General features: G+C 59.1%; 23 protein-coding genes. 8 read left to right on the top strand and 15 right to left on the bottom strand.

The window, feature by feature from the left end:
* Window positions 1-206: 206 nt before the first annotated feature.
* The 3 genes from Q666_RS48285 to Q666_RS48275 form a co-directional block, all read right to left on the bottom strand.
* Complete coding sequence (locus Q666_RS48285) at window positions 207-2,651, bottom strand: HAMP domain-containing methyl-accepting chemotaxis protein (RefSeq protein ID WP_081713262.1); 2,445 nt, start codon at window positions 2,649-2,651, stop codon at window positions 207-209.
* Window positions 2,652-2,949: 298 nt separating this feature from the next.
* Window positions 2,950-3,138 carry a DUF2783 domain-containing protein gene (locus tag Q666_RS48280; protein ID WP_023000080.1) on the bottom strand — a complete coding sequence of 63 codons (189 nt, stop codon included), beginning with the start codon at window positions 3,136-3,138 and terminating at the stop codon, window positions 2,950-2,952.
* A complete protein-coding gene (locus Q666_RS48275) occupies window positions 3,138-4,754 on the bottom strand; it encodes an FAD-dependent oxidoreductase (protein ID WP_023000079.1) in 1,617 nt (538 codons plus the stop codon). Before Q666_RS48275 ends, Q666_RS48280 begins: the two co-directional genes overlap by 1 nt.
* Before the next feature lie 125 nt (window positions 4,755-4,879).
* Here Q666_RS48275 and Q666_RS48270 point away from each other — a divergent pair, with 125 nt between their 5' ends.
* Window positions 4,880-5,110, top strand: a complete 231-nt coding sequence (locus Q666_RS48270) for a hypothetical protein (protein ID WP_023000078.1) — start codon at window positions 4,880-4,882, stop codon at window positions 5,108-5,110.
* On the opposite strand, the gene Q666_RS48265 is transcribed toward Q666_RS48270, so the two are convergent.
* From Q666_RS48265 to hmgA, 5 genes are all read right to left on the bottom strand, one after another.
* A complete protein-coding gene (locus Q666_RS48265) occupies window positions 5,107-5,640 on the bottom strand; it encodes a DinB family protein (protein WP_023000077.1) in 534 nt (177 codons plus the stop codon). The genes Q666_RS48270 and Q666_RS48265 overlap by 4 nt on opposite strands.
* Before the next feature lie 3 nt (window positions 5,641-5,643).
* Window positions 5,644-6,603, bottom strand: coding sequence for an MBL fold metallo-hydrolase (locus Q666_RS48260; RefSeq protein WP_023000076.1), 960 nt, complete (start codon window positions 6,601-6,603; stop codon window positions 5,644-5,646).
* Entirely contained in the window at window positions 6,600-7,190 is a 591-nt protein-coding gene (locus Q666_RS48255; protein ID WP_023000075.1) for a carboxymuconolactone decarboxylase family protein, read from the bottom strand. Before Q666_RS48255 ends, Q666_RS48260 begins: the two co-directional genes overlap by 4 nt.
* A gap of 157 nt (window positions 7,191-7,347) precedes the next feature.
* On the bottom strand, window positions 7,348-8,361 hold the full coding sequence (locus Q666_RS48250; protein WP_023000074.1) for a fumarylacetoacetate hydrolase family protein: 1,014 nt from the start codon (window positions 8,359-8,361) through the stop codon (window positions 7,348-7,350).
* Between the two features lie 181 nt (window positions 8,362-8,542).
* The gene (hmgA, locus tag Q666_RS48245; protein ID WP_023000073.1) at window positions 8,543-9,913 is read right to left on the bottom strand and encodes a homogentisate 1,2-dioxygenase; all 1,371 of its coding nucleotides are present in this window, start codon (window positions 9,911-9,913) and stop codon (window positions 8,543-8,545) included.
* 192 nt (window positions 9,914-10,105) lie between these two features.
* Between hmgA and Q666_RS48240 the strand changes: the two genes are divergently transcribed.
* Together Q666_RS48240 and Q666_RS48235 are read left to right on the top strand one after the other, a co-directional pair.
* Window positions 10,106-12,139, top strand: a complete 2,034-nt coding sequence (locus tag Q666_RS48240; RefSeq protein ID WP_031268991.1) for a methyl-accepting chemotaxis protein — start codon at window positions 10,106-10,108, stop codon at window positions 12,137-12,139.
* Window positions 12,140-12,311: 172 nt separating this feature from the next.
* Complete coding sequence (locus Q666_RS48235; protein ID WP_023000071.1) at window positions 12,312-12,626, top strand: hypothetical protein; 315 nt, start codon at window positions 12,312-12,314, stop codon at window positions 12,624-12,626.
* A 112-nt stretch (window positions 12,627-12,738) separates the two neighbouring features.
* Here Q666_RS48235 and Q666_RS48230 read toward each other — a convergent pair whose 3' ends face one another.
* Both Q666_RS48230 and Q666_RS48225 read right to left on the bottom strand, forming a co-directional pair.
* Window positions 12,739-13,107, bottom strand: a complete 369-nt coding sequence (locus tag Q666_RS48230; protein ID WP_031268990.1) for a nuclear transport factor 2 family protein — start codon at window positions 13,105-13,107, stop codon at window positions 12,739-12,741.
* Between the two features lie 80 nt (window positions 13,108-13,187).
* On the bottom strand, window positions 13,188-14,663 hold the full coding sequence (locus tag Q666_RS48225) for an ATP-binding protein (RefSeq protein WP_031268989.1): 1,476 nt from the start codon (window positions 14,661-14,663) through the stop codon (window positions 13,188-13,190).
* A gap of 287 nt (window positions 14,664-14,950) precedes the next feature.
* Here Q666_RS48225 and Q666_RS48220 point away from each other — a divergent pair, with 287 nt between their 5' ends.
* Both Q666_RS48220 and Q666_RS48215 read left to right on the top strand, forming a co-directional pair.
* Window positions 14,951-15,781 (top strand): transporter substrate-binding domain-containing protein, encoded by an 831-nt coding sequence (locus Q666_RS48220; RefSeq protein WP_161633234.1) that lies wholly within the window; start codon window positions 14,951-14,953, stop codon window positions 15,779-15,781.
* 158 nt (window positions 15,782-15,939) lie between these two features.
* Window positions 15,940-16,596 carry a cupin domain-containing protein gene (locus tag Q666_RS48215; RefSeq protein WP_031268988.1) on the top strand — a complete coding sequence of 219 codons (657 nt, stop codon included), beginning with the start codon at window positions 15,940-15,942 and terminating at the stop codon, window positions 16,594-16,596.
* Here Q666_RS48215 and Q666_RS48210 read toward each other — a convergent pair.
* The 3 genes from Q666_RS48210 to Q666_RS48200 form a co-directional block, all read right to left on the bottom strand.
* Complete coding sequence (locus Q666_RS48210) at window positions 16,581-17,120, bottom strand: DUF2867 domain-containing protein (protein WP_208993867.1); 540 nt, start codon at window positions 17,118-17,120, stop codon at window positions 16,581-16,583. The genes Q666_RS48215 and Q666_RS48210 overlap by 16 nt on opposite strands.
* Window positions 17,121-17,270: 150 nt before the next feature.
* Window positions 17,271-17,855, bottom strand: coding sequence for a nitroreductase family protein (locus Q666_RS48205; protein ID WP_023000065.1), 585 nt, complete (start codon window positions 17,853-17,855; stop codon window positions 17,271-17,273).
* A gap of 97 nt (window positions 17,856-17,952) precedes the next feature.
* The gene (locus tag Q666_RS48200) at window positions 17,953-18,873 is read right to left on the bottom strand and encodes a DMT family transporter (protein ID WP_023000064.1); all 921 of its coding nucleotides are present in this window, start codon (window positions 18,871-18,873) and stop codon (window positions 17,953-17,955) included.
* 78 nt (window positions 18,874-18,951) lie between these two features.
* Between Q666_RS48200 and Q666_RS48195 the strand changes: the two genes are divergently transcribed.
* The gene (locus tag Q666_RS48195; protein WP_023000063.1) at window positions 18,952-19,926 is read left to right on the top strand and encodes a LysR family transcriptional regulator; all 975 of its coding nucleotides are present in this window, start codon (window positions 18,952-18,954) and stop codon (window positions 19,924-19,926) included.
* Window positions 19,927-20,008: 82 nt separating this feature from the next.
* On the top strand, window positions 20,009-21,385 hold the full coding sequence (locus tag Q666_RS48190) for an MFS transporter (RefSeq protein WP_023000062.1): 1,377 nt from the start codon (window positions 20,009-20,011) through the stop codon (window positions 21,383-21,385).
* 35 nt (window positions 21,386-21,420) lie between these two features.
* On the opposite strand, the gene Q666_RS48185 is transcribed toward Q666_RS48190, so the two are convergent.
* Entirely contained in the window at window positions 21,421-21,981 is a 561-nt protein-coding gene (locus Q666_RS48185; RefSeq protein WP_023000061.1) for a carboxymuconolactone decarboxylase family protein, read from the bottom strand.
* Window positions 21,982-22,196: 215 nt separating this feature from the next.
* On the opposite strand from Q666_RS48185, the gene Q666_RS64900 reads away from it, so the two are divergent.
* Window positions 22,197-22,820, top strand: coding sequence for a TetR/AcrR family transcriptional regulator (locus Q666_RS64900; RefSeq protein ID WP_023000060.1), 624 nt, complete (start codon window positions 22,197-22,199; stop codon window positions 22,818-22,820).
* On the opposite strand, the gene Q666_RS48180 is transcribed toward Q666_RS64900, so the two are convergent.
* The gene (locus Q666_RS48180; protein ID WP_023000059.1) at window positions 22,821-24,332 is read right to left on the bottom strand and encodes a malonyl-CoA synthase; all 1,512 of its coding nucleotides are present in this window, start codon (window positions 24,330-24,332) and stop codon (window positions 22,821-22,823) included. It abuts the gene before it with no gap.
* Between the last annotated feature and the right edge of the window lie 25 nt (window positions 24,333-24,357).

Below are 24,357 nucleotides of genomic sequence, written 5' to 3'. Positions count from 1 at the left end.
TGCGAATGAGTTGCAATATCATTCTTGTCTTCATGTGCCGTCGCCGGGCGACCCACCTCAGGAAGAACGCGGCGTCACCGGGCAAGCCCAACCTTGTTCCTGCATTAAGGTTGAAGCGTGTCACGCCGATGTATCAATCGAATAAAAAGCACCCCACCGGATCGGAGCCCAGTGGGGTGCCGAAGTGTTGCCTTTCCCGTTTGCCGTCAAGCTGCTGCAACGCGGGCCAGGAAGGTTTCAATTCCCTGCTTCAGAGCGTTGCTGCGGTTGCTCAGGTCTCCTGAAGCAGCCAGAACATCCCCCGATGCTTCCTTGGTATCGCCAACCGCCCGGGCGAGGCTGGACATATTGGTCTGAACAGCCTGCGTACTCTGGGCTGCCCGCTGCACATTTCCGGAAATCTCGTTGGTGGCCGCGCCCTGCTGCGTAACGGCTGCCGAGATTCCCTGAGTGTAACCGTTGACCTCTTCCATCGTGTCGGAAATTGCCCCGATGGCCGCGACGGCTTCGCTGGTGGAGTTCTGAATGGTCTGGATCTGGGACGAGATTTCTTCGGTTGCCTTCGAAGTCTGTGTCGCCAGTTCCTTGACCTCGGCGGCCACAACGGCAAAGCCCTTGCCTGCTTCGCCTGCACGAGCGGCTTCGATGGTGGCGTTCAACGCCAGAAGATTGGTCTGTTCCGCAATCGCCTGGATCAGGCTGACCACTTCGCCAATCTTCGAGGCAGCTTCCGCCAGTCCTTGAACCTTGCCATTGGTCTCGTGTACCGCGCTCGTCGCCGACGTGACGATGTCGGAAGACCGGCGTACCTGTTCCCCGATTTCGGCGATGGATGCCGACAGTTCCTCGGCCGCACCGGCAACGTTTTCAACGCTCATGCTGGCGTCTTCAGTGACCCTGGAAGTATCGCCTGCCTGTTCCGCACTGCTTTCCGCGATGCCGCCAAGTGCCGAAGCTGTGTTGGACATGCCGGCGGCCGTTTCGTCCAGCGCACCAAGAAGTCCCTGGATTTCACCTCGGAAGTTCTGGATCAGATCCTCGATGTCCTGCTGACGCGCATTCTGGGCCTCGCGATGGGCATTCGCTTCGATTTCCAGGCGAATCCGTTCGCGGGCGTTTTCCTGGAACACCTGAACGGTGCGGCTCATGTCTCCGATTTCGTCCCGCTGATCAGTCGAGGGAATGGTAGCGTCGATATCTCCCTCCGCGAGGCGGCCCATGGCTTCGGTCAAAGCCCGTGTCGGGCGCGTGATCACGAGAGAAAGAACAAAGGCCAGCAATCCACCGGCTGCAACGGCGACGACGAGTGCGACCGCGATCAGCCCAAGCGCGGTATCGGCCCGCGAATAAGCTCCCGCGGACTGAGCCTCCGTGAGGGCCGTGATGACACTGCGAACCTTGCCGGACAGTGCAACAAGCTCTGTCCGTCTGACATCGAACGCATCCTTCGCGGTGACCATGGCGGCGAATTCGGCCTCATAAGTGCCAACCTCCGCCTCGATCGAGGCAATGGCATCCGCGATTTCCGGGAAAGCGGCACTGTCCGCCTTCAGCAGATTGGCGAGGTAGCGCAGCGTTTCGATACGGTTGAGAACCTCTTCCGCACCAATTGTATCGAAGCCGGCAAAATACTCCATTGTCGCAGAGCGAATATCCAGGGACGCGTTCTGGTACTTGTTCACGTTCACATTGACGAGATCGACGATACCGAGTTTCGACGTTGCCGTGCCGGCAATCGACTTGGCGTCATCGGTTGCCGCATAAACCGTCTTGCGCAAGGCAGAGGCCTGAGTGTGGAGTTTCTCCAGTCCCGCTAAGAGATCCGCAGCAACGGCAGCCGACACTGGTGCCGGCCGAGCACCGTCCGCTTCCGGCTTCGGCAGTTTTTCACCGAGCGCTGCCGCCATGTCCGCCAATTCCTTGACCTTTGCCGGGTCGACGCCGTCCACCTTCAGCTTTCCGGCCTTCGCTGCCGTCTTTGCCAGGGTCTGCGTGCCCTCCACAATGGCCGCCACCGTTTCAGGCGGAAGATCAGCACCTTCACTCACCTCGGCGATCCTGGCTTCCAGACCGGCGACGAGGTCTTCCATATCCGACAACATGCGCCCGACCTTGTCAGCCCGGTTGCGTGTGCCTGATGCGGTCTTGGCGGCGCCGCCCGCATCACGCTGGATCTTGCTCATCTTGTCGTTGATCTGGGCAGCGATGGTTGCCAGATTGACAGCGGACCGCAGCAACTTGTCGACCTGAGCCTGCCTGTTCTCGACAGCCTGCACGACACCATCAAACTCGCCACCAAGCTGACCTACCAGCGAGATGGCCTCTGCGGTGGCCGTTTCGCCCTCTCCTGGCCCCGAGACGCCATCAAGCGTGACCAGCGCAGTTTCCAATTGTTCAATCTGAAACCGGGCTGCGTCAGCCAGCTCCGGTGTGCGATCCGAGAGATAGGCTTCCTGCGCTTGTGCGACCTGCTGAAGGTTTGCCATTGCGGTTGTTGCCTTCGCACTGACATCCGACTGTGTTCTGAGGCCGAGAATAGCGACCGCACCCACGGCACCGACCGCGGCGGCGACCAGAATCATGGCTGCAAAGCCACCGCCTACTTTCGCAGAAAGGCGCACATTCTTTAAAGGTGTAAGTAACCTGGACATTGTTTCCCCCGCACTTTCCGCGATTGAAGGTGTGGGCAGATAAACAATTGGTGAAAAATTTCGGGTTCGACTTTTGTTAGCCGTCACGAATTAAATCGGGCGTTTTTTAGTCTTTATCGACAAGGCGATACTGGACATTTTTCTAAAAATTATTTTTGCCCAAAATAATTCCGATTACCTGCATCGCTATCAGGTGAAACTGAAATTCTACCGAGGGTGTGATTGGGCGAATCTCTCACACCCTCGTCAAAAGCCTCGATGCCTACGGCAACAACACCTGCGCGACGCCCTGTTCGACCTATTGTTTGGCGGCCTCAAGCAGCTTTTCGAGCACCTGCCGCTCACCGATCTGGTTTGCCATCAACAGGATCAGCCGGGCATTGAACGCATCGCTTTCGGCCTTTGTGAGGCCTTCATGAGCGGTCAGCAGGTCAGCATAAAACCCGTCGGGCGTTTCAAGGTTCGCTTTGGTGACAATCTCCGCCATTAGGCCTCTCCGCCTTTCCCGAGTGCAATTGCAAATGCGTTTTCGACCGCGGTGCGGTCATAGCCTGTCCAGCGCGACGCCACATGCTGGTCTGGCCGGATCAGATAGACAGCCGAAGGCTCGTCGCCGAGATAGCGGTCCTTAAGCTCTTCACCGGCTGCGGAAGTCGCAATGCTGACACCGGTAATTTCGATACCGTCGATCAGAAGCTTCTCGGGTACTTCGGTGCCGATGCCAAGCAGATGGAAGCCGCTGCCAAGCCAGTCCAGCAGCCAGCCGTCTGCCAGAGGCGCATCCACAGCCGGGCTTCCCGGTCTTGTGCGCGCGGGCAGGCCTTCCACATCCGGTCCATTGAGCTTCGAACCGTCATAGACGCAAGGAACGGACAGTCTCCCGGAATTGACCAGTGGCCGGGCAAAGGCGTGATGTTCGGAAAGGTCCAGCACCGCATCACGGAAAATACGGCTGATTTCCGATTTGGGAGTAATGAAGTCGGTTGAACGCGAGCTTTGCAGGATATTCTCGTCTGCGGCCATTTCGCGCTCAAAAGCATAGCTGTCCAGAAGGCTTTCCGGAGCCTTGCCGTCAATGACCAGCTTCAGCTTCCAGCCGAGATTGTCGGCATCCTGGAACCCGGAGTTGGCACCACGCGCACCGAAAGGCGACACCTGGTGAGCACTGTCGCCGGCAAAGATCACCCGGCCATGGCGGAACTTTTCCATCCGGCGGCACTGGAATGTGTAGATCGACACCCACTCCAGATCGAATTCGACATCCGCGCCCAGCATCTGCTTGAGCCGGGGAATGACGTTTTCCGGTTTCTTTTCTTCTTCCTTGTCGATGTCCCAGCCCAGCTGAAGATCGATGCGCCAGACCCCGTCCGGCTGCTTGTGCAAAAGAGCCGACTGGTCCTTGTTGAAGGGCGGATCGAACCAGAACCAGCGTTCGGTCGGGAAATCCGCCTTCATGATGACGTCGGCAATCAGGAAGTTGTCTTCAAACACCCGGCCGACGAAATCGAGATCGAGCATCCGGCGGGACGGCGAGCCTGCCCCGTCGCAGGCAATCAGCCACTCCGCTTCCAGATTGTAGGCGCCATCGACCGTTTCAACGGTCACCAGCGTGTGGTCGTCCCGCTGGTTGAGGTTCGCAACCCGGCTGCCACCGCGGATTTCCACCGGCTTGCCTTCCACCTGCAGAGCGCGAATGCGCTCGACCAGATGAAGTTCGCAATAATATTGCTGCAGATTGATGAAGGCCGGGCGCTTGTGCCCCTGCTCCGGAAGCAGGTTGAAATCGTAGACCTGCCGGTCACCGAAAAACACCTTGCCGACGTTCCAGACGACGCCCTTGTCGACCATCTCGTCGCCACAGCCCAGCCGGTCGAAGATTTCCAGCGAGCGCTTGGAAAAGCAGATTGCCCGTGAGCCCACGCTAACCTTGTCGTTGTCATCGAGAACGACGACCGGCACATCCGCCTGAGCCAGATCGATAGCCGTGGCGAGGCCCACCGGTCCGGCTCCAATGATCACCACCGGATGGCGAACGGGTGTCGCTGCATCCTGATCCTGGGACCGCTTGTACGGATAAAGCGGCGCTTCAAACAACTTGGTCACAGGCGTTTCTCCCAATTGCCGAGGCGTACCGGCATCGTGAACCGGTTCGCCTTTGCCTGTTTCGCGGAACCCGCAGGGGGGCTTGCGCGTTTTCGTTAGACAATCCCCCAAGAAGGAGGTGTGACATGCCAGTCCTGACACGTCAGAACATGTTGACATCCGGCCGACGCTGGACATTCCGGTTGATTGCCGGACTGATGTCCGCGGTCGCCCTTGCGCTTCTCATCGCCGCTCCCGCCACCGTCCTTGCCGACAACTGGAGCATGGTCGGCATCGCCATCGTGGTGAGCGAGATCATAGTTCTTGCAGGTGGCCTCACCTGGCTCGCCCTTTTGATCCTTGCACCGAAGCGCTAGCCAGTTTCCCAGAAACGTTGCGCCGACTGGTGGCGATCGAACTCCAAAAAGAACTCGTCAAGTTGAGGCGGCGCAACACTGGTGCCTGCCAGCATGGCATGCACCTGCCCCCGGTGATGGATCTGGTGCTGAAAGAGATGCAGCAACGTGTTGGCGATCGTCTCGTGAAAGACACCGCTCTTGCCCCGGTCCTGAGCGACATTCCGGTCCAGGTCTCCTTCCACCACCCGGTCGCAGAATGCGATCAGAGCCTCGTCGGCACTCTTCTGGGCCGGTTTCAGCTCTGCTGCAGAGGCAAGATGCGGCGTGTCGAATACCGACAGCCCCTGCCCCTCTTCCTTCAAGGCATCCAGATAGTATCGGTCCACTTCCCAATTGTGGTTGAGCGTTTCCCGGATCGAGGGAAAGAACCCGGTTCTTTCCGCCTCGAACTCCGCCTGCGACAACCGGCAACAGGCGTCGTAAAGACGTTCGTTCGCGTAGGCGTTGTTGCGAGCCATCAGGCGGAGGTGGTCCAGGACAGTGTTCATGGGTCAGCCCTGCAGGTCCGCCCACATCTTGGCGTCGCGTTCCGCCGTCCAGATGCGCGGCGTGTCGATGCCGAGAGCCTCGTCATAGGCCCGGGCAACGTTGAACGGCAGGCAGTGTTCGTAGATGGCGTAATCCTTGAACTTCGGATCGCATTCGGCACGGCAGGCGTCCCAGGCTTCTTTCAGCGATCCGCCACCCTGGGCGACCCGGGCCACCGGCCGATAGGTCGAGGAGACGAAATCGGCGGTGTTGGTCAGCGCTTTGCCCACCATCTCCTTGCCGACCAGCGCATCGCCGCGGCCAGGCGCGATTGCCTCCACATCGAAGGAACGGATCGCTTCCAACGTTGTCGGCCAGTCGTTGAAATGGCCGTCGCCGCAATAGCAGGCCGAGTGGTATTCGACGATGTCACCGGTGAACATGACGTTCGCGTCCGGCACGTGGATAACAATATCTCCGGCCGTGTGGGCGCGACCAAGGAAGCTGAGGTCGACCCGGCGCTTGCCGAGATAGACAGTCATGCGGTCGTTGAAGGTGGTGGTCGGCCAGGTCAGAGGCGGAATGTCGTTGACGTTTTCATAGCCCATGAAAAGACGCGGGAAACGCATGAATTCGGATTCCCTGTCTTCCGCGCCCCGTTCCACGACCATCGAACGGGCCTTCTGGCTCATGATCACGGTCGGTGCCCGATAGGCGGCAGCCCCCAGCACGCGAACGGCATGGTAATGCGTCAACACAAGGTGGCTGATCGGCTTGTCGGTGACGGACCGCACTTTCTCAATGACCTTGTTGGCGAGTTCGGGGGTCGCCTGCGCCTCGACGATCATGACGCTGTCGTCGCCGATGATGACGCCGGTGTTCGGGTCACCTTCAGCGGTAAAGGCCCAGAGATCCTTGCCGATCTCGGTGAAGGAGATCTTCTTCTCGGTCATGTCTCCGGCGGATGCGAATTGCTTGCTCATTCAGAGGCTCCGTGTTTGCCTTCGTCCCATGCGGGCATCGCCTTTTTGGCGACGGCAGCCGGATGGGCTTCCATTGTGGTTGCCATGGTGTCATTCCACCGGTTGAGGTAGCCAAAGAGCGCGATCGAAGCGACGATCTCTACAATCTCGGCGTCGTTGAAATGCGGCTTGAGCGCCGCAAAATGAGCTTCGGTCACGTCGTTCGGAACACCGGCAGCCTCGCGGGCCAGCACCAGCGCCGCTTTTTCGGCCTCCGTAAAGAGCGGCGAAGTCTCGCATTCCCATACGGCGGCAATCTTTTCGTCCGGTACATCGTAGACGTGGCTCAGATTGGCCATGTGGCCCTGGCAATAGCGGCAGCCGGTCGCCATGGACGTCATGAGTGCGACCATCATCTTCAGGTCTTCCGGCACCGTGCCTTCATAAAGGATGGCCTGGTTCAGTTCCATGAACGCCTTGGCGATATTCGGCCGGCGCGCCATGGTGAGGATCGAGTTCGGCAGAAAGCCGCGGATTTCATCGTAACGCGCGAATTTTTCCTCGAACTGAGGCAGATCCGCCCGGTCAAGCGGGTCGACGTGAGGCATTGCCCTCTCCCTGAAATATTCTGGCGGCGGAAGGGCTCAACCCAACGCTGCGCTCTTGTCTTTCTCCTGGATGGAAAATCGCATCCCCGAGCCCCTCCCCACTAGGCGGAGGGGCTACTTGCCGAAAATGGTGTCGAGATCCCGGAAGGTCCGATCACTACCCTTCGTATTTCTCCACGGTCTGCTCGATGGCGCCGAAGATCGAATGGCCTTCGGTGTCGAGCATCTCGATGCGGACAGTGTCTCCGAACTTCAGGAAAGGCGTCTTGGCTTCGCCCGTGTTGATCGTTTCGATCATCCGGATCTCGGCAACGCAGGAATAACCGACGCCACCGTCTGCCACCGGCTTGCCCGGACCACCGTCCAGCTTGTTGGAGACCGTGCCCGAACCGATGATCGTACCGGCACTGAGCGGCCGGGTCTTTGCCGCATGGGCAATGAGCTGGCCGAAATCGAAGGTCATGTCGACGCCCGCGTTTGCGCGGCCGAACGGCTGACCGTTGAGGTCGACATGCAGCGGCAGGTGAAGCTTGCCGCCCTTCCAGGCATCGCCGAGCGCATCCGGCGTGACGGCAACCGGCGAAAAGGCGGAAGACGGCTTGGACTGGAAGAAGCCGAAGCCCTTGCCGAGTTCTGCCGGGATCAGGCCACGCAGGGAAACGTCGTTTACCAGAAGTACAAGAAGGATGTGATCGCGCGCGGCTTCCGCGCTGACACCCATCGGTACATCGCCGGTGACGACAGCAATTTCGCCTTCCATATCGATGCCCCAGGCCTCATCGCGCATGGAGATCGGATCGCGCGGGGCGAGGAATGTGTCGGAACCGCCCTGATACATCAGCGGGTCCGTCCAGAAGCTTTCCGGCATCTTCGCACCGCGCGCCTTGCGCACGAGTTCGACATGGTTGACGTAGGCCGAACCATCCGCCCACTGGTAAGCACGCGGCAGCGGTGAATGAGCGTCGTGTTCATGGAAACGCAGCGTCGGTACGACTTCGTGAGACAGGCTCTCGGCCAGCAGTTCCAGCTTCGGCGCCACATGTTCCCAGTCATCGAGCGCTGCCTGCAAAGTCGGCGCGATGTGACTTGCGTCGGTGCAGAAGGTCAGGCGGTCGTTGACCACCACCAGCTTGCCGTCGCGGCTGCCATCCTTGAGCGTTGCCAGTTTCATCGGGTTTTCAGCTCCTAATGTTCGCCAGACCGTGGTGCCCGGCGATGTTTCTCCCGGGAAGCCTCCAGCGGCTTCCTGCCTTTGTTCTTGTCCGCCCCCGGCGGGACGCCGGAGGTTCAGGGTAACCTACCGGTGCGGATCAATCTGCCGTTTGCGGTTGGTCAAATCCTGGATGATTTGGCTATTTGTTCCAGGTCCCTTCGGGCGTGCCATCGAATTTTTTGCCCAGCGAGTCCCAGCAGTCAATGTAATCGTCCTGCAGAGGAGCATCCTTGGCGGCGAATTCCGTGAGGTGCTGCGGGAAACGGGTCTCGAACATGAAGGACATTGTGTTGTCGAGCTTTTCCGGCTTCAGGTCGGCATTCGAAGCGCCTTCGAAGGCATTGTTGTCCGGCCCATGCGGCAGCATCATGTTGTGCAGGCTCATGCCACCGGGAATGAAGCCCTGCGGCTTGGCATCGTACTGGCCGTAGATGTTGCCCATCAGCTCCGACATGATGTTCTTGTGATACCAGGGTGGCCGGAAGGTATCTTCCATCACCATCCAGCGCTCGCGGAACAGCACGAAGTCGATGTTGGCGGTGCCCGGAACTCCGGACGGAGCGGTAAGCACCGTGAAGATCGACGGATCCGGATGATCGAACAGGATCGACCCGATCGGGCAATAGTTCCTGAGGTCATATTTGCAGGGCGCATAGTTGCCGTGCCAGGCAACAACGTCGAGAGGCGAGTGACCGATCTTTGTTTCGTGGAACTGGCCGCACCATTTCACTGTCACCGTCGACGGGGCATCGCGATCCTCGTAGTGCGCGACAGGCGTCTTGAAGTCACGGCGGTTTGCCATGCAATTGGCTCCGATCGGCCCCCTGCCCGGCAGTTCGAATTTCTGGCCGTAGTTCTCGCAGACGAACCCGCGCGCCGGACCTTCCACCAGCTCGACCCGGTAAACAAGGCCGCGCGGAAGGATTGCGATTTCCTTCGGCTCCAGCTCGATCACGCCCAGCTCGGTGCAAAACCTGAGGACACCTTCCTGTGGAACCACCAGCAATTCGCTGTCGGCGGAGTAGAAATATTCGTCCTCCATCGACTTGGTGATCAGGTAGATGTGGCTGGCCATGCCAACCTGTGTATTGACGTCGCCGGCTGTCGTCATGGTGCGCATGCCGGTCAGCCAGTTGAGGCCTTCATCCGTGTGTGGCACCGGGTCCCAGCGGTACTGGCCGAGCGAAACCACGTCATCGCAGACATTCGGAGCCGATTTCCAGTAAGGCAGGTCGATCTTCCTGAACCGGCTGGTGTGCTTGACTGACGGGCGGATGCGATAGCACCAGGTTCGCTCGTTCTGATGGCTTGGCGCGGTAAAGGCGGTGCCGGACAACTGCTCGCCATATAGGCCGTAGGCACATTTCTGCGGGCTGTTCATGCCCTGCGGCAGAGCGCCTGGCAGAGCCTCGGTTTCAAAATCGTTGCCGAAGCCCGGCATATATTCCAGATCCGCCGTGTTACGGCCGTTTCCAGCTAGATTTTGATTGCTGTCGGTTCTCTGATCCATGACGTCCTCCCGGTTCGGAGATGAATTTAGTTGCATATGTAACCATTTTGATCCCCGGGATCAAGCGGCATGTCGATGCTTTTGCGAACGCGCCGGATTTTCTCCTGCCGCAATGCAAAAAAGCCGCAGAACGTAAGCTTTGCTTTACGTGCGTCTCATAGGGTTCCCGCAGTCTCACCGTTGGAGCTTTTCATGTCTCTTAGAAATCGAATCTTTTTCGCCTCGAGCGGCGTGTTCCTGGTTGGATTCCTGACGCTTATTCTTGCCGTCACCTTCATGACCCAGGCCACGTCGCAAAAATCGGGTGAAGATCTCATCCGCAAGACTGCCGAGGCACTTGCTCTGGATGCCGGCAAGACACTGGCCCAGGCACAGCTTGCGGCCCGCGCTGCGGCCGATGCCCTGGAGGGAATGCAGCACGCAGGCGTCAGCGATCGCAATGCCTATGCAGCCGTGATGCAGCATCAGATCAGCCAGAACAAACATTTTGTCGGCGGCGGTGCGATCCTGGAACCGGACATGGCCGGCAATGACGCGGACAATGCAGGCGCCAACTTCTCCGACGACATGGGACGCTTCATTCCGTATTTCTATAACGACGGTGCAAAAGTCGCTTGGGAACCGCTCCTGTTCGGTGGCGATAGCGGCTCTGAAGAGTGGTACGACAAGCCGAAGAACCTGGGTCACGACACGGTCACCGAACCCTATCTCTACCCGGTCAATAATGTCGACGTGCTGATGGCGACGGCCTCCTCGCCGATCAAGGATGCTTCCGGACGCGGCATCGGTGGCGCCACCATCGACGTGTCGCTGGAAGGCCTGCAGAAGGCGGTGAGCGCCGGCCAGACCTATGAAAGCGGCTATGTCGGCCTTCTCAGCGAAACCGGTGTCTGGGTGTCCCATCCGGACGCAGCCCTCCTCGGCCAGAAGGCCGATGCGGCAATGGTCGGCAAGATCCAGTCGATCAAGAATGAAGCTGCCTTCACGACCCAAAACGGTACCGTGGAAGCCATCAAGGGCTTCGAACTGGACGGCACCGGCCAACACTGGTTCATCGTTGTCGCCGTTGACGAGAGCGAACTTCTGGCAAGCGCCAATTCCACCATGCAGATGAGCCTGCTGCTCGCCCTCGGCCTGCTGATAGCCGGCACGTTCCTGATGTGGATGCTTGGTTCCACAATTGCCGGACCGGTGCAGATGCTGACCGCTCGCATGCGCAAGCTTGCCGAAGGCGATGTCGATACGCCGGTGGCCTATCTCGACCGCAAGGACGAAATCGGCCAGATGGCCGGTGCGCTGGAAATCTTCGTTGAAAACGAAACCGAACGGCGGTCGCTGCAGAACGACACCGAGCAGGCCCAACACAGCCAGCTGGAGCGCCAGAAGACTGTCGAAGCCCTGATCGAAACTTTCGAGCGCGACGTCCACGCCGTTCTCGACCAGGTCAGCGGCAACAGCAAGCGCATGGAGCAGACCGCAGCGTCTCTCGATGCGATCGCGCGCGACACTTCCGCCAAGGTTTCATCGGTTGCCGGGTCTTCCGAAGTTGCACAGAGCAGCGTCCAGACAGTGGCCTCCGCCGCTGAAGAGCTGTCCGCCTCAATTTCCGAAATCGGTCGCCAGATCGGCCAGACGAAGGAAGTCGTCACGAGCGCAACCCGTGCCGCCAACGATTCCAACGACAAGGTCGGAAGCCTCGACAGCGCCGCGCAGAAGATCGGTGAAGTGGTCAGCCTCATCCAGGCGATCGCCGAACAGACCAACTTGCTGGCGCTGAACGCCACCATCGAAGCCGCTCGCGCCGGAGAAGCCGGCAAGGGCTTTGCGGTGGTTGCCGCGGAAGTGAAGGAACTGGCCACGCAAACCGCCAAGGCGACGGAAGAGATCTCCACGCAGGTCACCGGTATCCAGTCCTCGACACGCAATGCCGTCGGCTCGATCCAGGAAATCGCCAGCACCATGGAAGAGGTCAACCAGTTCACGGCAGCCATTGCCGCGGCGATCTCGCAGCAGGGTGATGCCACCAACGAGATCAGCCACAATGTCCAGCAGGCAGCCAGCTGCACCAGCGACATGAGCAACAGCGTTGGCGACGTGATGCAGGCAGCCGAGGAAACCAGCAGCTCGGCAGCCGACGTCCTGTCGGTCTCCCAGTCGGTTTCCGAACATGCCCAGGGCCTGCAGGCCACTATTGCAGACTTCCTGAGCCGCGTTCGCGCTGCTTAAGTCAGGCACACAACCTCACGAACCGGGTTCGCGCAAACCCTTGTGCGAGCCCGGTTTTTTGTTCTGTCCGGCATATTTCCCGTTCTCGGAAATAGCTGTTTTGAGATTCCACACTTGAATGAAAATACGAGCTGACGTAAAAAGAACAAAACAGGAACACTGGAGAAGATCGATGCGGCTCGCCGACACTGCTGTTGCGCATTCCTGCGCTGTTTCCTCCGCTGCCGCGTCGACGCCAGGCACGGAACAACTGACCTCCGTCACGCGCGGCGAGGTCCGCACCATGATTCTTTACCTGCGCAAGGCGCGGGAGCGGGCTATCGCGATCCGGGACAGGTCTCCTGGCGGCAGTTATCTGGAAAGCGTGCTCACACGCACGATCGACGGCATTTCGGTGGAGCTTTCACAACTCGACTATCTGCTGGCATCGAAACCGGCGGAAGTAAACCGGACTGAGCCGGGCCGCAGGATGCGTCCGGCGATTTGATTGTCATTGCCGTCCAGACTTTCGGCCCCCAAAGGGCAGACTGCACATGAGGAGCGTTCAGATTTCAGTGCCTGCGTGAACAGCGCCAGATCTGGCGGGGAACCATTGCCAGTCACCCTTCCCGCTTCAGTGGCCCGAAGAAGCCGAAGACCGCGCTCAGCTTGCCGCTTTGTGCGTCAATCCAGACGACATCAAGTCCTTCCGGCAGCACCGTTCCGTCCGCATTGACCATCTGCCACGCGAACCGCGCTGAACCGTGGTGGCTGTCGACACTGCTGGTCCGAAGGATCTTCGCACCGACCCTTTTGGCCAGAACGCCGGAGATGTGATCAACCAGCGCAGCGATACCGGTCACATCGGTTTCCGGGTCCGTGTATCTGACATCTTCCGCTACGGACCTTCCGAGCAGATCCTGCCGATAGGATGGGTCACGTTCAGACCAGGCTGCACAATAGATGTCGATGGTCTCTTCCAGCGTCATGTTTGCCTCCCTTGCAGTCTTCTGCAGAAGCATGCGCGAAAGTTTGCCAACTCGCCAGTCAGTGTGCTGGAAAGGCCGCGTCAGGCGGCGGCTTCGTCACCCGGTGCCGTCTGCCAGCCAAGGTCGGTCAGCGTCACGATACGATTGCCGCGCAAGTCGGTGGCGCAGACAAGAAATCCGCGTTCTTCCATATGGCTCAACAGCCAACGCGCCCTGCCGGGAGACCGTGTGCCGTAGGCGGTGGCAATTTCAATATTGCCGGGACATGGCGCCTTCGCGATCGCGGCCTTTGCCAGCAACAGGTACACACCGCGCATGTCTTCCGGCAGTTCGGAGGCGATCAGTTCCGCCTGGGCCCAGGCTCCGTCGTCCATTTCGCCCTTTTCGACGCCCGCACGGGCAACGGAGAGCTTTTCTCGGAAAGTCTGCAGGTCCGGTGCGCCGCCCGCCAATTTGGAAATGCGACAGCGGACCTGGAAGTCCTGATAGAGCGTTGCAATCGGCTGGAACGCAGCTTCCTCGTCTTCCAGAATACCTGCAATGATCTCGGAAATTTTCTGCTCGCGTTCGCCGAAATCGAGCAGGCTCTCAGCCTGTGGCACGTCTTCAGCGCTAGCTCGTTCTGCACTGCTGAGCTGGTCGAGCACGTCGCCGGTCGAAACCACAGGCTCGACGAAACGCTGGCGGACCGGCTGAACTTCGTCCGCTCCCGGCGTGAAGATCAGATCCTTGGCGTCTTCCTTGGGCTGCTCCGGCAGTGGCAGCAGTTTGTGAGTTCCGCCCCGCCCCATCGTCTCCACCGGGCCGATCTTGACCGGAACGGGACGGCGCGACATGGCCGGTCCGAGAGCGATGAAGTGGCCCCTGTCGAGATTTCTGAAACTTTCGGCCTGGCGCCGCTCCATGCCGAGAAGGTCGGCAGCACGTGCCATGTCGATATCCAGGAACGTACGGCCCATCAGGAAGTTGGACGCTTCTGCGGCGACGTTCTTGGCAAGCTTGGCGAGACGCTGGGTGGCAATGACGCCGGCAAGTCCGCGTTTGCGGCCGCGGCACATCAGGTTGGTCATGGCTCCGAGTGAACGGCGCCGGGCCTCCTCGGTCACCTCGCCGGCAGCGGCAGGTGCAAAGAGCTGTGCTTCATCAACGATGACCAGCATCGGATACCAGAGATCGCGGTCCGCATCGAACAGGCCGTCGAGAAAGGTTGCAGCCGCTTTCATTTGCCGGTCCGCATCAAGGCCTTCCAGGTTGAGTACCACCGACACCCGGTGCTGGCGCACACGTGCGGCGATCATCTGAAGATCCTTTTCGGTGCCGACCGCATCGACAACGACATGGCCGAACTTATCTGCCAGAGACACGAAGTCGCCTTCGGGATCGATAATGGCCTGCTGGACCCAGCTCGCGGACTGTTCAAGAAGCCGGCGCAGGAGATGCGACTTTCCCGAGCCGGAATTGCCCTGCACCAGAAGGCGCGTTGCCAGCAGTTCTTCCAGATCAAGACCGGCGCGTGCGCCGCCTGTCATTTCCCCGATATCGATTTGTACCGTCATGCGACCACTTTTCTTGCAGCCTCGGCAGCGCTGCGGCTTCTCCGTTTTCTGGATTTCGTGCAGTGCGGTAGTCAGCACGATTCCGTGCCACTTGCAAAGCCAGCCTGCCGGGAAAGCCGGGTTTTCCCAGAATTCCACCGAATAGCAACCTTTAACTGACAGGCTGTCTCCAGAAGAGGCCGAAAATCCGGTTCGGGCCTGCGTTAAGCAATGTCGGCTTTGCCAGGTGCCACGCAGGACTTCTGTGCTAAGGTTGGTAGAACGGGAGCTTTTTCAGGGAAATCGCTGTGACAGTCAATGGATTGGCAGGCTCTTCGTGCCGGCTCGTTTTAATACAACTCAAAACGCTGCTTGCCGGCGCTGTGTTGTCGATCCTTGCGCTTGCGGTGCATCCCGCCAAAGCCGATATCGTCCGTATCGCCGTCGGTGAGTGGCCCCCTTATTTTTCCGAAAGTGACGAAGGATACGGAACCTACGCCAAGGTCGTCGCAAAGGCCTTCGAACTTGAAGGCCTTACGGTGGAGTACGGCTTCTTTCCCTGGAAACGTGCCTTGCTGGAAGCCCAGTCCGGCCGCTGGCAGGCATCTGCAGGTTGGGGCAAAACCGCTGAGCGAGAACCTTTCTTTCATTTCTGCGACGCAGTTCTGGTTGAGCGCGAGCAATTCTTCTATTCGTCAGACCGACCTGTGAATGCGCAAAATGTGCAGGACCTCAGCGGATTGAGCCTTGGCGCACTTGACGGGGCAGCCCTTGGGGAGGACCTGGATAAACTGGTTACCGCCGATCAGATCACCGTCTATCGCCAAAGTTCCCTGGCAGACCTTTTCAAGATGCTTGATGTAGGGCGTGTCGATGTGGTCATGGGCAACGGAGAGGTGGCTGCCGATGCATTGGCTGACGCTTTTTCTCCCGAGGAGACCGCGCGTTTCAAGTCGTTGGAAAACGTCAACGTCCTTTGGGACTACCGTGTAATCGTTTCCAGGAACATCGAAAGCGGTGAGGAACTGTGCACCCGGTTCAACCAAGGTTTGAGGAAGCTTCGCGACACCGGAGAATATGACCGCCTTTTGTGGCCGGAACGCGATGGGGAGGGTCAGTCCCAGGCCAGCCCGTCCTGAGGCCCGGGCAGCCGAAAGAAAGAAGCAGGCCCTGATTTGGCTCGTTCGATTGGTTGCAATGCCTGAAAGGCTTCACAACGAGTTCAAATCTGTCCCCTTCCAAACGGGTATAACCTGCCCCATCTGAACATAATAAGAATCATATTGGGATGGACCGGATGAAAATTCATGCAGACCTGACGCAGCCTGCAATTGTCGACAGCGCCACGCTCGACTGGGTGCCCTCACCAATGGCAGGTGTGGAGCGGAGGATGCTGGAGCGCGATGGTGAAGAGGTCGCGCGAGCCACCAGTCTGGTCAGATACGCTCCCGGCTCTGCCTTTTCCGCCCACAAGCATGACATGGGTGAAGAATTTCTGGTTCTGGACGGTGTATTCTCGGATGAAAGCGGGGATTTTCCCAAAGGCATGTATGTGCGCAATCCTCCGGGCTCCAGCCATGTGCCTTCGAGCGAACCTGGCGCCGTCATCCTTGTGAAATTACGCCAGATGCAGCCTGACGATGATGCCTTTGTCCGGGTGAACACGCTGGATCCCAGCGGCTGGCAGGCCGGCAGACCGGGAGAGAGCATCCTGCCACTATTCATCCGACCTGAAGAGGAAGTGGTGATGCTCGACTGGGAAAGAGGCGCCAGACTGGCTCCGCAGACCTTCCCGGGCGGGGCGGAGTATTTTGTCGTTGAAGGCAGTTTCGAAGACCAGAGCGGCCGTCACGATCAAGGTACCTGGATACGCCTGCCGGCGGGAACCCGGCAGGAAATCACGACTACCCATGGCGCCCGCGTCTGGAGAAAGACGGGTCACCTGGCGTTCTGAGTTGCCCAGTGCTGGAGGGCCGTCCCCCTGGCAAGTTGGGTTTTGACGATCATCTTGTGCAACGGCAGGATCAACGCAAGATAGGCATGACCGGCCAGGTTATGCCGTTTGCAGCAGGTCGAAACATAGATCCGCGCGGCTCCTCCCCTTTTGCGGAACACGGAGACACGGAAATCCTGGTGCCAGTCGTTCTCGCCCAGAATGATCTCATCTTCTGAAACCGAATAGATCTTGAAGAAACCGATCCGGTCTCCCTCGCCCTTGCAGATGATGTTATCGGCACCTTGTTCCTGTGCCAGAGCCTTCGTTGTCTTCATGCCGACGAGCCCTGCAAGCTTGTCGCGGAACGAGAGAAGCGCAGTCACCCAGCCGATTTCTGCCATCAGAATGCGTTCGGCAAGTACGCGCATATCTGCGGTCAACAGGTCTTCCCGTCCGCGGATCGGGATGGAAAAGGTGTCGAGATAATCGTCGGCCGCCCTATAGGTATTGAGGAGACTTTCTTCCGGCAGTTTGTCGGTCATGGCCATGTCCTGGCTCCCTCCAGCAAATTCGACTTGCCAAACCTATACCTCCCGCCACCGGAAAAACCCCTTGCAGATTGCCGCAGCAAAAAGGCAGCGGAATCAGCCCGCTGCCTTTTTGGGAAAGTGATTGTGTGCCGACCTCGGCCCTCAGGCCCAGGCGCCTGCGAAAGCGATTTCAGCAAGCGGTTTGCGGCTGCTTGGGGTTTCGCGTTCCTGCAAGGTTTCAGGCAGGTCTGCAGTGTCACCCCGCCGGCCGATAGCAATGGCAATCTGAGGCAGGTAGCGTTCTGGCACACCGAGTTTTTCGTGGATCTCGTCTTTCAGGATCCCGGCCATGCCATGCGCATGAAAACCGAGTGCGGTTGCCTGCAGAGCCGCATGCGCCCAGGCTGAACCGGCATCGAAAGTGTGCAAGCCGTTGGCTCTGTTCGGTTTACCGTCCTTGCCGTCCACTTCGCTGTCGGAAAACAGATAGACAAGTGCGGAGGCGTGTTGCGCCCAGTCGCGGTTGAACGGGTTGAGAAGATCGACCAGGACCTGCCAGTCGGCATCGCCCCTGCGGGCATAGACGAAACGCCAAGGCTGGATGTTGAAGGCAGACGGCGACCAGCGGGCGGCCTCCAGAATGGTTTTCAGATCCGCTTCCTCGATCGTCGACCGGTCAAAGGCACGCGGTGACCAACGGTCGACGAACAGGTTTTCAATCGGATGATCGGGTGTACGGGCAGTCATGAGCAGTGTCTCCAGTCTATTCCGGGCAAATATCCATCGGGCTGAACAGGAGATAGGTGATTTTTATCTCGATATCAAGATACTTTACTCCAAGATTTTATGTTGTCGGTGCCACTTCCCGGTCCAATCGCGGTCCTGCCCCGATGGATGGCGCGATCAGGATTGCCGACAACACCACGGCTGCGGACAGCAACTCCCTCAAGCCAATTGCTTCGCCAAAGACCAGCCAGCCGACCAGAAACATGGTCGGCAGCTCGAAACTTCCCGCAGCTGCAGTGCGAACAGGCCCAACCTTCTGACAGGCGATCGTATAGAGGATCTGCGGAACAAGAGCCGTTCCAAGTCCCATGGCGACGATGAGGCCCCACTGGCCGGTGCTTGCCGGCAGAACTGAGCCCTGCCCTTCATTGATCGCGAGGGGCAACAAACCAATGACGGACCCGGAAAGTCCGCAAGCGGTCCGTTCCAGCGAATTCAACTCGCCTGCCAGCCCGCTGAGGACAACAATCAGAAAGCCGAACGCGATGGGAGCAGGAATGGCCCATAAAAGTGCCTGCAGTGCCTCGGGGGATAGCGACGACGGATCGAGCAGCAGCCCGGCTGCCAGGATAACCAGACCTGCCGAGGCAAATGATCTCCAGGTCAACGCTTGCCTGAGCAGAACCCAGGCAAAGAGGGCCGCGAAAACCGGATAGGACATGTAGACGACACCGGCAGCGGCAACGGGTGCCACGCGGATCGCCTCCAGATGACCGATCAGGCTGAACCCCAGCACCAGACCCGCCCCCGCCATCAACAGGGCGCCGCCGCGTTTGCGCTTCTCGAACGGCAGAAAGGGAAGCAGGAACAGGACGGAAAAGCCGTAACGATAGAGAGCGATTGTGGCCGGGCCGGCGCCCAGGCCCTGAAGCTCCCGCACGAAGATCGGCACGAGGCCGAAACAGGCTGCGGAGGCTGCAATGACGAGTGTAGCCCCAGTCGTCCCAAGGCTGATGTGAGGAAAGGTGATGTTGCTCATGCCTTGTCGATACCGCGCAACGATGAGCAAACAAAATTCCTAGTTTTCATTTAGTTCATGAAATGCTTTCATACAAATATGATCCCTCGACTGGCCCTCCATCACCTGACCCTTCTTTCCGCACTTGGCGAGACCGGCAGCATGACCGCGTCCGCCACGCGTCTCGGCGTGACCCAGTCTGCTGCTTCACACAGGCTGCGGGAAGCAGAGCGCCGCCTGGGGGTGGTTCTGGCACGCCGCGCCGAGAACCGGATTGAACTGACGCCGGAAGGCGAGCGTCTGCGGCATCTGGGCGAGACCTTTCTGGGGGAGTTGTTTCGTCTGGAGCAGGATCTTGAAGCCTCTGCAAGGGACGCCAGGATCCTTGTTCGTCTCGGCCAGGCAACCTACAGTCGCTATCACTGGTTTCCAGCGTTTCTGGAATATCTGGACACGGCCGACCCGAAACTGTCGGTCGATCTGTCATCGCGAGCGACGGCGCATCCCCTGGCCTCGCTCCTCGACGGTTCCGTGGATGTTTCGCTGGTTTTCGGCCGCAAACCGGCACTTGCCTCGCTGCGCGCGGTGAAGCTGGGCACGGACCCGATTGTCGCGGTGCTGGCGCATAATCACCCGCTTGCCGCAGAGCCTGTCGTCAACAGCGAGAACATGGGCGATGAGCGTTTCTTCGTTTATCCGCTGACCGCAGAACCCGGATTTGACTGGACAACCCTGCTTGGCGCCCCCACCCAGCCGTTCCGGCGGTTGACCCCGATGCCGACACCGGAAGCCGTGATCGATCTGGTGCGCGCCAAGTTCGGCGTTGCCATCTTCAGCAAGTGGGCCATCGAGCCGGAGCTGGCTGATGGAACGCTGGTTTCCCGCCCGATTGCCGAAGGTGGCGTTTCGCTGGACTGGTGGTGTGTTCGCCGCGCCTCGGACCCGCTGGACAGTCCGGCGGCACGCCTCTCATCTGCCTTGACCGCCTGGAGCCACCAGTCCGACAGGGCCTTGTCGACGCTTGCCTTCGGCGGAACGGGTCAAACTGCAGGGTTGGAACTGAAAAAAACCTAGGCGCGAAGCAGTAACCTTCGTAAGCTTTTCAAGGGGAGAAGGGGAAAAGCCGGTAATTTCCGGCGAACGGGGGAGACAGGCAGTGGCTTCACTCTCCGAAAAGGATCGCAAACGCGGGCTTGTTCTGGCCATGGGTACGCTTGGCGGCCTGGTGATGCTGGACGAGACAATCCTTGGCGTTTCACTCCCGGCAATCCGGTCCGAGATGGGGCTTTCGCCAACGCTTACCCACTGGATCATCAACGCCTACATGCTGACGTTCACCTGCTTCGCCGCTATCGGCGGCAAGGCGATCGACCTTTTCGGGTTGCGCCCTGCCCTAATTGTCAGCGCCAGTGTGTTTGCGCTCGCCAGTCTTCTGGCCGGATTTTCAAACGGACCTGAACTGCTGATCGGCATGCGCATCGTCCAGGGCCTTTGCGCAGCAGTGATGTTCCCGATGACGCTCGCAGCCGCGACCCTCACCTTCGACAAGGCAGAACGGGGCCGTGCAATCGGCATTCTGGCGGGGATGGCAACGATATTCCTGGCCGCGGGACCGCTGCTGGGCGGTGTCCTGACTGATTTTCTTTCCTGGCGTTGGGTCTTTTGGGTCAACATTCCCATTGTCGCTGTTGGAACTGTGCTTGCCTGCCTGTTCTGGCAACCGCCGCAGCAAACGCCTGCGCGCCCACTCATAGACCGGATAGGTCTGTTCCTGTTGCTTGTTGGCATGACGGGGATCATTTTCGGCCTGATGGAAGGTCCTGACTTTGGCTGGACGACGCCACTCATCCTTGGCAGCTTGCTGGCCGGAATTGCCGGGATCGTGTTTTTCGTAGCCTTTGAAGCCAGGCAACGGATGCCGCTGATCGATGTGCACCTGTTTCGACTGAAGGCGTTTCACGCCAGTGTTCTCGTGATCCTTCTGACACAGATGAACAAGATCGTCGTTGCGATCTTCGTGCCCCATTTCCTGCAGCTCGACATGAAATTCACGGCGCTGGCGGCAGGTCTCGCAACTGTCGTCGCCGTCTTTCCGTTTCCCTTCCTGTCAGCACCCGCCGGCAAGTTGGGAGACAGGCACGGTTCGCGCAAGCCGGTTCTGGTAGCCCTCGCGGTTCTGGCTCTGGCCAACATTGCTATCGGCACCCTCACCCTTGCAGAAAACTATTTGGTGCTAGCTCCGGCTCTTCTGGTCTGGGGAATTGCCCTTCCCTTTGCGATGATCCCGACCGGGCGGATCACCGCCAACGCGGTCCCTTCGGAAAAGCAGGGAGAAGTCAGTGGCCTGGTCATCACGGCGCGTCTGGTTGGAGGAACACTCGGTGTCACAATGGGCAGCGTGCTGCTGGCCATGGAGGCAGGGTTCGGCTCCATCTTCTGGGTGATGGGTGTACTGATCGCCCTGTGCTGCGCCTATGGCTTCAGGTCATTCGCCAATGATGCACCAGCTTACCATTCAGCACCCGGGAGCTGAGTGCTCCCGGGTGCCGGAACAAGTGACCTGGAAGGTCACGCCATTTCCGGTTCCTTCTTCCAGGCAAATTGCTTGACTGGCTCATCCAGCTCAGTGTGAGCCAACGCGTTGGTGAAGTTCGACAAGGTCTTGGCGGCGATGCCGACAAGAACTTCAAGTGCCTGCCGTTTGGAATAACCCGCAGCAAGAAATGCCTTCAACGCATCGTCACCGATATGTCCACGCTGCTCGACGAGGGTTCGCGTATAGACGCGAAGCGCTTCCAGTTTCGGGTCGTTCAGGCGTCCTCCAACGCGCAAGGCGGCAATCGCATCATCCGGCACCTTCACCATCTTCATCAGCATGGTGTGTCCTGCCATGCAGTAGTGACATTCGTTGAGGTAGTTCACTGTCATCATCACGACCTGCTGCTCGGTCGGCGACAGATCCGTGGCTTGAGTGAAAAGCCGGAACGTTTCCAGATAGGCTTCATAGACAGAAGGGGCTTCGGCCATCACCTGGTGCAGTTTCGGATAGAAGCCGTAATCCTTCTTCGATCTCTCGAGCAGGTCCAGAGATCCTTGCGGTGCAGTTTCAGGGGTGTGGTACTCAAACATGCCTTATGCTCCTTCAAAGCTTGGGCTGAGGAAAAGAAACGAGGTGGTCTTCAGGGGCGCCGACGCGACTGGAGGGAACCGGACCGTGCGTCCCGTCAGTCCGTGACAGCACTTGAACTTGCTACGTTTTGGTCACTTGTGTATAAAACTAGAACAAGCGTTTTGTCCACATATGAACAAAACTATCCGCATAACAAGTTCGTGAGACGAGGGCGATGGCACGACCGTCCAAATTCGACAGGGAAGACGCGCTCGATGTGGTGATGAACCAGATCTGGCAGACAGGCTATCGCAACAATTCCGTCAAATCGCTCGCGGAGGTGCTCGGGATAACCCGATCGAGCTTCTACAACGCCTTCGGCTCCCAGGAGCAGCTGTTCAAGGAAGTGCTTGCCCGCTACACCCGGGTCTCGCCGGACAGGGTTCTGGCTCACGACAATTCCAACAAGCTGGTGCGTGGCGTAATCACTGAATTCTTTCAGGACATATGCCGCCTGCGGGCCCGCGACCCGGAATGGCGCGGCTGCATGGCTGTCAACGCAATTAGCGAACTCTGCAGCAGCCATCCCGAACTGGGGCCGGTGTTGGCAGAAGTTATCTTCGGAAGTCTGGAACGGTTGGAAAGACTGCTCAAGCTGGGTGTCGAAACCGGCGAACTACCGAAGGACTATGACATTCGCAGCAATGCACTTGCGGTTCAGACGCTGATGATCGGCATCAACACGCTGAGCAAGGTTGTTCATTCAGAGAAATCCTTGTGGCTTGCATGCGAGGCAACGCTGAAAGGTCTCTACCTTCTCGAAAAAAGCGGACAGGCGAGTGAGTGCAAGATGACGTGATCAGCCGAAATCGCCGCTGAACCGTTCACGCAGCACGTTTTTCTGGATCTTGCCCATGGTGTTCCGCGGCAAGGCCTCCAGAATGTGGACCTTCTTGGGTTGCTTGAACTTCGCCAGACGATCGTTCAAGGAGGACTGAACGGCGTCCTGGCCCAGTTCGGCTCCCGGTTTCGGTGCCAGCACGGCGACCACCGCCTCGCCAAAGTCGGGATGCGGCACGCCGATCACCGCGCTTTCGGCGACGCCCGGCAGTTCGTCCAGCAGCGCTTCAACCTCGGCCGGATAAACGTTGAAACCACCGCTGATGATCAGATCCTTGGACCTGCCGACGATGGAAACATAACCGTCTTCATCGACGCGCCCCATGTCGCCGGTGATGAAATAGCCGTCTGCCCGAAATTCCTGTGCCGTCTTTTCCGGCATTCGCCAGTATCCCAGAAAAACGTTGGGCCCCTTGATCTCGATGATGCCGACCTCTCCGTCCGGCAGCTCTCGCCCGGTTCTGGCATCGACGACACGGAGCCCCACACCGGGCAGAGGAAATCCAACCGTTCCCGGCCGACGTGCACCGTCATAGGGATTGGAAGTGTTCATGTTGGTTTCAGTCATGCCGTAACGCTCCAGGATTGCGTGTCCGGTGCGCTCTCGAAACTCCTTGTGCACCTCTGCCGAGAGCGGGGCTGACCCTGAAATGAACAGGCGCATGTGGGCCGCCACATCCCGCGTGAACCGGTCCGATGCCAGCAGGCGCGTATAGAATGTCGGAACGCCCATCATGGCTGTTGCTTTCGGCAGAGCGGCAAGAACCTGATCCAGGTCGAACTTCGGCAGGAACAGCATGGAACCGCCTGCCATCATCAGACAGTTGGTGGCAACGAACAGCCCGTGAGTGTGGAAGATCGGCAGGGCGTGCAACAGCACATCGTCTTCGGTGAACTGCCAATATTTCACCATGGTCTGCGAATTCGACGCCAGATTTCCATGCGTGAGCATCGCTCCCTTGGAACGTCCCGTAGTACCGGACGTATAGAGGATGGCCGCCAGATCGTCGTCTTCACGCGGACGGTTATCGTAGTCCATCGGCATCTGGTCTGCGAGTAGACTGAGACTGCCCTCCCCGTTCTGATCGAGCGTGTGCAAACGCGCGCCGGCCTTTTGCGCCGTCCCGGCCAGCACGTCGGCCCTGGCCGGGTCGCAGACAAAGACAGCCGGTTCCGCATCACCAACGAAATAACCGATTTCGGCAGGGGTATAGGCAGTGTTCAGAGGCAGAAACACGCCACCGGCACGGATCGTGCCGAGATAGAGCATCAGGGTATCGGGCGTCTTTTCCACCTGGACAGCAACCCGGTCTCCCGCTTTGACACCCAGTTTCTGGAGGGCACCGGCATATTGCGCAGACCGCGCGAACATGTCCGCGTAGGTTATTTTCCCGCCGTCCAGTGTTTCGAGAAAGACCTTGGACCGATCCGGTATGAAGGCGGTCAGGGCGTCAAAGAGATGGTTCATCATCGCAGCGTTCCGAAATGGCGGGCAA

The sequence above is a fragment of the Labrenzia sp. C1B70 genome (genome assembly GCF_000475395.1).
Taxonomy (GTDB): domain Bacteria; phylum Pseudomonadota; class Alphaproteobacteria; order Rhizobiales; family Stappiaceae; genus Roseibium; species Roseibium algicola.
Note: the sequence above shows the minus strand (reverse complement) of the source record. Positions and strands in the feature narration are given on the sequence as shown.